The 10,511-nt window shown below is 36.2% G+C and carries 13 protein-coding genes; 9 read left to right on the top strand and 4 right to left on the bottom strand.

Translation table 11 applies throughout. The features are described 5' to 3' along the window. Positions 1–239 precede the first annotated feature (239 nt). The 4 genes from BM211_RS27540 to BM211_RS12400 all read left to right on the top strand — a co-directional run bounded on the left by BM211_RS27540 (position 240) and on the right by BM211_RS12400 (position 2,560). Positions 240–650, top strand: a complete 411-nt coding sequence (locus tag BM211_RS27540) for an SMI1/KNR4 family protein (protein ID WP_090997696.1) — start codon at positions 240–242, stop codon at positions 648–650. 354 nt (positions 651–1,004) lie between these two features. Next, a complete protein-coding gene (locus BM211_RS12410; protein ID WP_090997670.1) occupies positions 1,005–1,409 on the top strand; it encodes an immunity 22 family protein in 405 nt (134 codons plus the stop codon). 222 nt (positions 1,410–1,631) lie between these two features. Next, complete coding sequence (locus BM211_RS12405) at positions 1,632–2,009, top strand: immunity 22 family protein (RefSeq protein WP_090997668.1); 378 nt, start codon at positions 1,632–1,634, stop codon at positions 2,007–2,009. Between the two features lie 62 nt (positions 2,010–2,071). Continuing rightward, the gene (locus BM211_RS12400) at positions 2,072–2,560 is read left to right on the top strand and encodes an immunity protein YezG family protein (RefSeq protein ID WP_090997693.1); all 489 of its coding nucleotides are present in this window, start codon (positions 2,072–2,074) and stop codon (positions 2,558–2,560) included. A gap of 200 nt (positions 2,561–2,760) precedes the next feature. Here the strand turns inward: BM211_RS12400 and BM211_RS25960 are convergent, their stop codons facing one another. Continuing rightward, on the bottom strand, positions 2,761–3,045 hold the full coding sequence (locus BM211_RS25960) for a hypothetical protein (RefSeq protein WP_035431966.1): 285 nt from the start codon (positions 3,043–3,045) through the stop codon (positions 2,761–2,763). A gap of 284 nt (positions 3,046–3,329) precedes the next feature. Then, positions 3,330–3,482: a hypothetical protein gene (locus BM211_RS26470; protein ID WP_156107923.1), complete on the bottom strand. Its 153-nt coding sequence runs from the start codon at positions 3,480–3,482 to the stop codon at positions 3,330–3,332. Positions 3,483–3,790: 308 nt separating this feature from the next. Here BM211_RS26470 and BM211_RS12395 point away from each other — a divergent pair, with 308 nt between their 5' ends. The 4 genes from BM211_RS12395 to BM211_RS12380 are packed head-to-tail and all read left to right on the top strand — an operon-like array spanning position 3,791 to position 8,444. Next, positions 3,791–5,239, top strand: coding sequence for an amino acid permease (locus BM211_RS12395; protein WP_371261874.1), 1,449 nt, complete (start codon positions 3,791–3,793; stop codon positions 5,237–5,239). A gap of 28 nt (positions 5,240–5,267) precedes the next feature. Further along, the gene (gabT, locus tag BM211_RS12390) at positions 5,268–6,590 is read left to right on the top strand and encodes a 4-aminobutyrate--2-oxoglutarate transaminase (RefSeq protein WP_051957266.1); all 1,323 of its coding nucleotides are present in this window, start codon (positions 5,268–5,270) and stop codon (positions 6,588–6,590) included. Between the two features lie 24 nt (positions 6,591–6,614). Continuing rightward, a complete protein-coding gene (locus BM211_RS12385) occupies positions 6,615–8,057 on the top strand; it encodes an aldehyde dehydrogenase family protein (protein ID WP_090997663.1) in 1,443 nt (480 codons plus the stop codon). 27 nt (positions 8,058–8,084) lie between these two features. Then, positions 8,085–8,444, top strand: coding sequence for a DUF3870 domain-containing protein (locus BM211_RS12380; protein ID WP_035431970.1), 360 nt, complete (start codon positions 8,085–8,087; stop codon positions 8,442–8,444). A 603-nt stretch (positions 8,445–9,047) separates the two neighbouring features. Here BM211_RS12380 and BM211_RS27110 read toward each other — a convergent pair. Beyond that, positions 9,048–9,182: a hypothetical protein gene (locus BM211_RS27110; RefSeq protein WP_256217093.1), complete on the bottom strand. Its 135-nt coding sequence runs from the start codon at positions 9,180–9,182 to the stop codon at positions 9,048–9,050. Positions 9,183–9,619: 437 nt separating this feature from the next. After that, positions 9,620–9,997 (bottom strand): hypothetical protein, encoded by a 378-nt coding sequence (locus BM211_RS12375; RefSeq protein ID WP_090997660.1) that lies wholly within the window; start codon positions 9,995–9,997, stop codon positions 9,620–9,622. A gap of 208 nt (positions 9,998–10,205) precedes the next feature. Here BM211_RS12375 and BM211_RS12370 point away from each other — a divergent pair, with 208 nt between their 5' ends. Next, the gene (locus tag BM211_RS12370) at positions 10,206–10,472 is read left to right on the top strand and encodes a hypothetical protein (protein WP_090997657.1); all 267 of its coding nucleotides are present in this window, start codon (positions 10,206–10,208) and stop codon (positions 10,470–10,472) included. The last annotated feature ends 39 nt before the right edge of the window (positions 10,473–10,511 follow it).

Below are 10,511 nucleotides of genomic sequence, written 5' to 3'. Positions count from 1 at the left end.
AAGAAGAAGAAGAAGAAGAAGAAGAAGAAGAAGAAGAAGAAGAAGAAGAAGAAGAAGAAGAAGAAGAAGAAGAAGAAGAAGAAGAAGAAGAAGAAAAAGAAAAAGAAGAAGAAGAAGAAATAGAAGGAGAAGAAGAAATAGAAGGAGAAGAGAATTTTTATACAAAGAGGAGAAATAGGGATATTAATTTTGAATATTCCTTTGAATCCATAAATAAACAACATATTAAAGATTTTGAAATGAAATGTAATATTGCACTTCCAGATGACTATAAAAACTTTTTGTTATTAAACAATGGTGGAAAGACGGATCGTAGAAGATTTACAATTTGTAATAATAAAGGGGCTACCATTACTTCATCAATTATGCTGTTTTTTCCGCTTTCTCTAGAAACAGAAAATAACCTTGAAGGGATGTATTCTTTATATAATAGAGAAAATATAGTTCCAAACAATTTCTTACCTATAGGAATTGATCCAGTCGATAACTTAATATGTTTGTCGATTGAGGGAAAAGATGCAGGTTACGTGTACTTCTGTGATCTAGGTTATTTTGAAGAAGATAATGAATTAAGGGAAGAGTATATTATACTGATGGCAAAGAGTTTTGGAGACTTTGTAAATAATTTATTTTTTCCGCCAGTATCATAAAATTGTAAACAGACATTTAAGATTGGGCACAGTGACCACATTTTAACTACTTGATTTCTTTTATACATGAAAAAGGAAGAGATCGTGGTTCTTCTAAAGGCTGAACTGAATCTTAGATAAATATTTTAAGCGGTTAGCGAGGAGGGTGTCCCAAAAAGTCGTTGAATAACGATCTTTTGGGACATCCTTTATTTACATTGACTTCTACTGAATAAATTTTAGTAAGAATCTTTTAAGAAGTATATAATTTTGAGTTGCTGATAAAAAATGATCATGAAAGTATGGAATAAGCACATTACCTGAAGAGTTAAGATGGATAGATGTTACCATAATTTGTATATAGGGGGAGTCATTATGGAAAACCCAGGCGTAATGTCTTTATGGATAGGAAATTTTAGAACGAAACAAAATTTAAAAGAATATGTTGAAATAAAGTTTGATAAAGTTGGAGATAGAATCCCATCTCAGTTCATGAGAGATTTTCATCTTGATTTTATTGAGTATAATCAAGATCTATTAGAAAGCACCTTTATGGAGGACTCCACTACATCTTTGGCCTTGCTTTTAAATGGTTCCTCTTACGAAGCGGACATTTTACCACAATTTGTTGAACATTACGGAGAGGAATTACCAGAAGGCTATAATTCTGCTATCAGATTGTATGATTTTGAGTACGATGAAGAGGTAGATGAAACTAAATTCAAAAGTGGAAATTTAATTTATATGGGATCAGTTATATACGAGGAATGGGATGAATAAAGATGTTGTACGTTCGCTATGACGTGGCTCTTTTTCTAGTAATGAATTGAAACTCAAATTTAAAAAATGAAAGATTTAAGAAAGGCAATATTTGATGTTAAATTTGTAGATTCTAAAAGCACATAATGAATGATTGATACATCAAATGGACTATAACTAGATCAGAGGGCGGTATTTCATCATTGTCAGAAGGATTAAGATGACAGTAGGAGTGTGTTATATATGGAAAAGCAAGGAATGGTTTCAATATGGTTAGGTAATATTAAAACACAACACCAGTTAGGGGAATATGTCGATTTAACATACGATGAAGATGGAGAGTCTATACCTTCTAAATTTTTGGTGGATTTCAATATTGATAGGAATGAAATAGATGAAGATTTTATCGAAAAAGAAGTATTAGAAGAAGAAAGTGATAATATCTCTGTTTTGCTAGAGGGGTGTTCATATGACGAAATGATACTACCTAAAATTAAAGAATATGTTAACTTAAATAAGTCGTATAATGCTATTGTTTTAATTTATAATTTTGAGTACCAGAATCAAGTTAGTTCTTCTGGGGATTTTGATTATATTACTTCTATTAGTTATCTACAGTAGTAATATCTAGATTAAAATTAGGATAAACCGCTGTATAAACTAGGGAGTTGATTGAATTGAGTATGGAAAAAGAAATGGATAGGTTATATAGAGAGATAGCCGAAACAATTAACGAAATGATTCCGGAAGAGTGGGAGAAATTTTATTTTTATGCTCAAATATCAGAAACTGGGGGAGGAACTTATTTCTTCTATAACACACTCGAGAATGAACAACAGTATAAATATAGTTTAGAAATTCCTTTTGAGTATGAAATTGATGAAGAGGAATTTGAAAAGAAAGAAGATTTATTATATAAATTGAGTAAGGAATTAAGAAGTATTTTTAAAGATAATCAGCAAGAACTTTGGTACTCCTTTATAATGTCTCTTGAAAGTAGTGGGAAATTTAAGATGCATTACGATTATACAAATTGGTTCGATACAGAATATAGTTTTAGTGACCAAATGATTATTTGGAAAAATAAATACTTAGGTGAAGTACCAAATGATGAAAGTTATAAAATGTTAATTGATAAGTATTATAGTGAATTTCCGCATAACCCTATTTAGCTAAATAAAAGACAGAAAAATAATAGGCTGTTTGAAGTATCTACTTATGATATTTGTATCAACATGAGAATAGCTGAAATCCCACTTTATTATATGACAACTATAATAACAGGACGCTGGCATATACAGTGTAATCGATAAAAAGAATAGATGGCTACGTAAAACTCCAACTTGCTAAAAGAAAGTTGGAGTTTTTCCTTTTAGACATGTTCATCAGCCTGATCCAGCAAATTCGCCAATATCATGCTATTCTCTTGATCAGCATCGTACTGCACAATGTCGTCATACTCAAACAGTTCGAAGTCTTCACCAAATTCCCGTTCCATGAAAGTGATAAATTCTTTCATGTTTTCTCCTATTTCTTGATTACGGCGAAACTCCATCATAATCGCTCGAAACCGGTGAGGCGGAACTCCGCATTTAATGTGGTACGATTTGTTGATGCCAAACGAATCTTTTGCATCGTATAAGATGTATGTGTACAACAGGGGGTCAGCTCCTTCTTATATGATGTGTATATTGTTCCATGATTGGATAGAATTCATCCATACTTATGGGCAGACTTCGGCGAGAATTCGTAGGTTTTGTGTGACGAATTTTGTCGATAAGTCTTTATCTTGTGTCGAATCGCCGATATATTCCAAAGATCGGTCGATATATTTGAAAAATCGCCGATATATTGGAAAAAACGTTCAATATCGTATTATTGATTAATATGAACATGTCTAATCCAGCAGATTTGTCGGCATTACGCTATTCTGTTGATCGGTTACGAAAAAAGAGTCACTACTATGCTATAAACTGATAATCCAACGAAAGTCGAAATACCGACAATAGCAATTTGTTTCACATTTTCATACGCTTTCGGTTCTACGAGCGGTAAATCTTTTTCCTCCATTTGCCGATATTGTTCGCGTTTCATATTACCCCACCTCTATGGTTGTACGATAATATATTCAACCAAAACGGTTTACGACAACAAACAGTTAACTGAATTTAAAATAAATCTTGAATATTCAGTCTTCTTGTATTATTATTAGTTTATTATCGGATGACAGTGATTAGCCTCCCTGCAAGCCCGAATGTTGATCTGTTAAATTTCATAGTGAATAATTGGCTTCTTTCCACTTGAACTTCCTTAGCAGGAAGACGAGCCATCGGGATAGAGACAGTAAAATGCAGTGTAATTGTTTACATTGTTTTTCTGGCTCTTTTTATTTTGTTCTATGAATGGGGTTTTTGGAAAGCGTTATCAATACGTATAGGTTGGTGATCTTTTTGGCTAAAGAAAAAAATGAACTGCAAAAAGACTTGAAGACCAGGCATATAACGATGATTTCAATAGGTGGGGTTATTGGAGCGGGGTTATTTGTAGGGAGCGGGACGATTATTCAATCAACGGGTCCGGCGGCAATTTTGTCTTATGTGATAGGGGCTTTAATGGTTGTTCTTGTGATGCGGATGTTAGGGGAGATGGCTGCGGTTAATCCTGATAGCGGTTCTTTTGCAACGTATGCTCATAAGGCAATTGGGCCGTGGGCGGGGTATACAATCGGTTGGTTATATTGGTTTAACTGGGTCATTATTATCGCAATTGAAGCGGTGTTGCTCGGGGCGATGGTTAATAATTGGTTCCCTTCTATACCAGCGTGGATTGCTAGTTTGTTCATGATTATATTAATGACGATTACGAATATTTATTCCGTTAAGCTGTACGGAGAGTTTGAATATTGGTTAGCGTTTATTAAAGTTGCGGCGATTCTGATCTTTTTAGGGTTAGGAATTGCGATGATTTTTGGATTTGTTCCTGGTGTAGACAGGCCTAACTTTTCGACGATTGCTGCAAATGGCGGCTTTTTTCCGAAAGGGATTGTTCCTGTATTACTGAGTGTTGTATTTATTTCCTTCTCTTTATCAGGGAGTGAAGTAGCTGCGATTGCGGCGGGCGAATCGGAAAATCCAGAGAAAAATGTAATTAAAGCGATTAACAGTGTTGTTTGGCGTCTTATGTTGTTTTTCGTAGGCTCTGTAACAATCTTGGTCGTTTTTATGCCGTGGAATAATGCAGAATTATTGAAGCTTCCGTATGCGAGTTTATTCCGAATGGCGGGAGTTCCGGCTGCTGCGGAAATTATGAACGGTGTTGTGTTCCTGTCGCTATTATCTGTTTTAAATTCAGGATTATACACAAGTTCTCGCATGTTATTTTCGCTTTCGAAAAAGGGAGATGCTCCTCTTATGTTTTCAAAATTAAACAGTAAAGGTGCACCAATTTGGGCGATCGTGGCAAGTGTTATATTTGCATTCATTTGCGCGGCGCTGAAGTTTATATCTCCTGATAAACTATTTGCTTTTCTCGCAAACAGCTCAGGCGGCGTTACGATGCTGATATATATGTTTGTTGCGGTATCTCATATCCGTTTAAGACGAGAAGCGGAAAGGGAAAATCCAGGGAAATTAAAAGTGAAAATGTGGTTATTCCCTTATCTCACATACGCAACGCTTCTGATGATTGTTACGATATTCGTTTCGCAAGCATTTATCGCGGATATGCGCATGCAATTTTATTTGACGATTTTAGCTGCTGTAGTGGTGATCGCATCGTATTTTCTAAGAGTTAGAAATAAACAAGAGTTTCCTATTTTAAAAGGTTCGGAGATTGGTTTAGAGAAGGATTAAGTCAAAAATGAAAAAGGGGTATGTTCGAATGTTAAAAGATAATATGGTTACTACAAAATCTGCAATTTTACATGAGAGAAGAAAAAATGCGGTGCCACAAGGTCCGTATAATATTACGAATTTCTACGTTCAATCGGCAAAAGGAGCCATGATTACGGATATAGATGGCAATGAATTAATCGATTTTGCCGGCGGAATTGGAATGCAAAATGTCGGGCATTGTCATCCGAAAGTAGTAAAAGCGATTCAAGAGCAAGTGGAATCTTCCATTCATACTTGTTTTCATGTAGCGCCGTATGAAAGTTACGTTGCGTTAGCTGAAAGATTGAATGAATTAACGCCGGGCGATTTTAAGAAAAAAACGCTGTTTGCCAACAGCGGAGCGGAAGCGGTTGAAAATGCGGTGAAAATCGCGCGAAAAGCTACGGGGCGCAGTGCTATCGTTTCGTTTGAACGTGCTTATCATGGGCGGACATTAATGACAATGTCTCTTACAAGTAAAGTAAAACCGTATAAACATGGATTTGGTCCGTTTGCGCCAGATACATACAAACTACCTTATCCGTATTATTACCGCGCGGAAGACGGGATGACGACAGAGGAAGTGGATGGACAAATTTTAGCGTATTTCGAACGCTTTATGTTAGAAGAAGTGGCAAGTGATAACATTGCGGCGATTATTTTGGAACCACTTCAAGGGGAAGGCGGATTTATTGTCCCAAGTGCTGCGTTTATACAAGGAGTAAGAGATCTTTGTGATAAATATGGGATTGTCATGATTGCAGATGAAATTCAAACGGGCTTTGCTCGTACAGGAAACTTGTTTGCAATGGATCATTTTGGGGTAGCTCCTGATTTAATGACATTTTCAAAATCAATCGCTGCCGGTATGCCACTTAGCGCAGTGACAGGAAAAGCGGAACTAATGGATGCACCTGGCCCAGGGCAGCTTGGCGGTACGTTTTCAGGAAGTCCAGTTGCTTGCGCGGCAGCTTTAGCTGTTTTAGATGTCATTGAAGAAGAACAATTAGTGAAACGTGCCCGGGAAATTGGCGATCGTATGATGGAAGTGTTCAATAGCTGGAAAGATAAATATGAATTAATAGGCGATGTGAGAGGCCTCGGAGCGATGACAGCTATGGAACTTGTTAAGGATCGAAATACGAAAGAGCCGGCAACAGAAGAAGTGAAAGCAATTATGCAGGAAACACACAATAAAGGTTTAATTACAATAAGTGCGGGCATTTACAGCAGTGTACTTCGTTTCTTACCGCCGCTCGTTATTACAGATGAACAGCTTGAAGAAGGACTCGCTATTCTTGAAGCGGCAATTGCTAGGGTATCGAAATAAGAAGAAGTAGTTGGGGGTAGCAGAATGAAGTTTTTCAATTATATAAATGGGCAGTGGAAAGAGACGTCTACTCAGCGATATTCAAAAAACTATAATCCGCATAATGGAGAAGTATTAGGAGAATTTCCATTAAGCACAGCAGAAGATACACAAGCAGCCATTGCCTCTGCGAAAGAAGCCTTTCATAATTGGCAAAGGTTATCGTTTCAAGAGCGGGCAAGTTATTTATGGAAAGCAGCGGCGATTTTAAAAGAACGAGTGACGGAAATCGGTCATGACTTGACGAGTGAAGAAGGAAAAACACTTGCTGAAGGAATCGGAGAGACGAAGCGAGCAATTAGCATTCTCGAATACTATGCAGGAGAAGCAAATCAGCCGGTGGGAAAAATCATCCCGTCGGCTAATCCGAAAACGATGCTCTACAGTAAGCGGGTAGCGGTTGGACCAGTAGGATTAATTACGCCGTGGAATTTCCCAATTGCCATCCCAGCATGGAAAATGGCTCCGGCACTCATTTACGGAAATACGGTTGTCATAAAACCGGCTGAAATTACCCCGAAATCCGTATACCACCTCGTAAATGCTTTTCACGAGGCGGGGATTCCTGCCGGCGTTATCAATTGTGTCTTTGGAAAAGGTTCCGTAGTCGGAACGGAATTAACAGAAAACCCGGATATAAAAGCAATTTCTTTTACTGGTTCAAATAGCGTCGGAAAAACCATTCAACAAACAGCTACTGAAAGTGGTAAAAAGGTGCAATTAGAAATGGGCGGGAAAAACCCACTCGTTGTCTTAAACGATGCTGATATTCATAAGGCAGTAGAGATTGCGATCAAAGGAGCATTTATGTCAACAGGACAAAAATGTACTGCGACAAGTAGAATTATCGTGGAAGCGGAAATCTATGAGGAGTTTCGCAATCAACTTGTGCAGCGCACAGAATCTCTTACAGTTGGTAATCCGTTAGAACAAGATACATTTATGGGCCCATGTGTATCTGAAAATCAGCAGCAATCTGTTTTAGCGATGATTGAAGCAGGTAAGAACGAAGCTTCACTGCTTTGCGGAGGCAGCGTACCAACAGAAGAGGAATTACAACAAGGATGTTATGTGCTACCGACTATTTTTGAAGACGTACCACACGATGCACGCATTGCGAAAGAAGAAATATTCGGTCCTGTTATTTGTTTATTTAAAGTGAACAATTACAAGGAAGCAATTCATCTAGCAAACGATACAGAATATGGGCTAAGCGCATCGATTTGTACAAATAACTTAAGCCTGGCCCAGCAATTCATTGATGATATGGAAGTTGGAATGGTTCACGTCAACTCAGAAACAGCAGGAGCAGAGCCGCAAGTTCCGTTTGGCGGAATGAAACATTCCAGTGCTGGGCCACGCGAACAAGGAAAAGCAGCTGCAGAATTTTATACAAGAATCAAGACAGTATATGTAGATCAAGTATAATAAACAACATAATAATGGGGGATGAACATGCGTAAAGGAACTTTTTTCATGGCAGGACATGCGAGACTTCCGAAAGGGATGGCTGTGCGCAGCGTCTATGAAACACTAACAATTACAATAGAGGCAGATCACAAATATCACGTAATCATCGAATCGTCATGTACCCTTGCAACAGGACACGGGCGGGACTTTATTTCACAAATTTTAAGAGGATATAGTTTACAAGATGGTATTGATGACATCATCGAAGAAATATCCTATCATTATCAAGGAAAAGCGCAAAATGCGATTATTAGCGCTTTAAAGGACTTGTACCGCCAATATACAAGTTATGTAAACGGCGAAAAACCGCCGGAGGAGTATGAGGAGATTGCTCCGGTAAAATAACTTTTAAAAAACTTCTTTTTTAGTAAGGAGACAAGAGCATTTGGCCGTGCATAGAAACGGTCAGGGTTTGTTTTTGCCACATGCCAGGTTTAAAACATGTTGTATTAAAATGAATATGTAAATTATGAAACTGTCGAGTTTATTGCACTTCGATTTTAGAAGAGCGTTCGTAAATGAGAGCCAGTTGTATTCTAGCTTATTTGATGAGCGGAATATAGCTGGCTCTTTTATTTTCATAAAATAAGGGGGCAGGAAAATGGGGAAATCAAGTGGAAATCTAAAGGGAAAAAGGGAATGCGTAAAAACTACGAAACTGTGTAAGATGTGTAAAGTATGTAGTCAAGATCAAGATAAGGAAAATAAATCTGTTAAGTGATAATAGAGTTGTTTGAAACATTATCAAGACATAAATCGTAAAAGGGGTGATACATACGTGACTAGTATGTATCACCCCTTTTACTTGCGCCCGATTGTAAAATATGGTAGGAACCCCATAGCCATCAAGTTAAGAAAAACAAATACCCCAAAACAAAGAAAATGAGTTGAATTCTCATAAATAACTGTAAAATAATAAAATTTTCGTTTTGGGGACACTTTAAAATATTAGCTTGATGGCGATATAGCTTTTAATTTCTCGAAAAATTCTTTTAAGTGTACAAATTCATCTTCATTTCCGCGTGTTGAAATCATACCTTGTATATTCTCATTTGAGGACATTTTCTCTTGAAATTCTTGCATTGCATGTTCTTTTTAAACTCATGTAGACGCCTCCATAGATTAAAGTTTTTTGATTTTTTACTCCAAAAAAAGACTAAATCTTAACAAGAAAGCTAACATTTACAAAAATAGGCTATAAGCATATTCTTTGATATCGACATAAACTACTTATTGCTCCAATAAACATTATCAATATCACATAGGACATATAAATATGAAAATGCCCCATTTTTCCCCACTTTATCTATACTCATTATTTATAACGTTTTTTACAATTGGGGGGAGTTAATATTCTTAAGTTGATGAGCGTGTGGTAAGACCCCATCGCTATCGAGCTAACAAAATTAAATTTCCTTCAAATGAAAAGCTACACGATTGATAAGTAAAATCCTAAAGCCTTTATTGCACGTATTCTCTAAAAGTCGATAATAGATTAAATCGTAAAAAAGGAGCCCTTCTCACATGAGATGGCTTTCTACTTTATTCATTAAGTCTCGTGGAAAATTATCTTCTAAGTATCTAAATGCATCAACCTCTTCTTTTGTCATTTCTCTTACATAAATTGATTCCTCACGTGTCAATGGCTCTAATAATACCAATCCCGGCATATTTCTATACTCTCTTCTAAAATCCATTCTATCTTTCTCACTAGGAAGTTTACTAAGAAATAGCTCAACAGGAACGGGTGTTAAAAATCTATTATTTTCATCAACAAAATTAATGTCTATGTTATTATTCATTTCTCGAATGTGAAACAAGCAATCTTTTTTATCTTGCTGGGATACTTGCACTAAATAAGATGTTATCTTTTGTTCATCGATTAGTGTCCATTCCAATAAACTCAGCTCCTTAACGGTTTATTTATGTGAAATTTTAATAGCCGAATGTTAAGCAGATATAAAATTATGGCTAATTTATCTATAAAATCTATTCATAAAAAAAGAGCAGTATTTGCTCCTTACTCAAATGAACAATATTTTTTCTTAGTACGGCTAGTTCTTGTTTGTCCATGAAATAATATGATATATTCGACAACGATTTTATGTGCGCATAAAAAATATAGGAGTAGCTTTTTATCGCCATCTCCTATACCAAGTCGAAAACGATATTTTCACGTATAAGCTATCTTATATCTTAAAAGTAGTTGGTCATTATACAAAAGGTAAATCAAGCGCTGCACAATATAAAGCGTATTTATCAAACGGTGGTATAGTTATTGTTTTAACAAAGCACGATGATATTAATGGAGTGATTGAGCGCTCAATGAAATCTGATGATATACGAAAAATATATGAAACTGTAATAAAATAATGCAGTCATGAAATTTCCAAAAGTTTGATATAATTTATT

Source organism: Bacillus sp. 491mf, assembly GCF_900112415.1.
Classification (GTDB): domain Bacteria; phylum Bacillota; class Bacilli; order Bacillales; family Bacillaceae_G; genus Bacillus_A.
The sequence above is the reverse complement of the archived record's forward strand: the minus strand, read 5'-3'. Positions and strand labels throughout refer to the sequence as shown.

What these genes read in the sequence shown, in the direction of transcription:
- BM211_RS27540 (WP_090997696.1), top strand. Translation starts at nt 240, where the DNA reads ATGAAATGTAATATTGCACTTCCAGATGACTATAAAAACTTTTTGTTA.
- BM211_RS12410 (WP_090997670.1), top strand. Translation starts at nt 1,005, where the DNA reads ATGGAAAACCCAGGCGTAATGTCTTTATGGATAGGAAATTTTAGAACG.
- BM211_RS12405 (WP_090997668.1), top strand. Translation starts at nt 1,632, where the DNA reads ATGGAAAAGCAAGGAATGGTTTCAATATGGTTAGGTAATATTAAAACA.
- BM211_RS12400 (WP_090997693.1), top strand. Translation starts at nt 2,072, where the DNA reads ATGGAAAAAGAAATGGATAGGTTATATAGAGAGATAGCCGAAACAATT.
- BM211_RS26470 (WP_156107923.1), bottom strand. Translation starts at nt 3,482, where the DNA reads ATGAAACGCGAACAATATCGGCAAATGGAGGAAAAAGATTTACCGCTC.
- BM211_RS12395 (WP_371261874.1), top strand. Translation starts at nt 3,791, where the DNA reads ATGGGGTTTTTGGAAAGCGTTATCAATACGTATAGGTTGGTGATCTTT.
- gabT (WP_051957266.1), top strand. Translation starts at nt 5,268, where the DNA reads ATGTTAAAAGATAATATGGTTACTACAAAATCTGCAATTTTACATGAG.
- BM211_RS12385 (WP_090997663.1), top strand. Translation starts at nt 6,615, where the DNA reads ATGAAGTTTTTCAATTATATAAATGGGCAGTGGAAAGAGACGTCTACT.
- BM211_RS12380 (WP_035431970.1), top strand. Translation starts at nt 8,085, where the DNA reads ATGCGTAAAGGAACTTTTTTCATGGCAGGACATGCGAGACTTCCGAAA.
- BM211_RS27110 (WP_256217093.1), bottom strand. Translation starts at nt 9,182, where the DNA reads ATGCAAGAATTTCAAGAGAAAATGTCCTCAAATGAGAATATACAAGGT.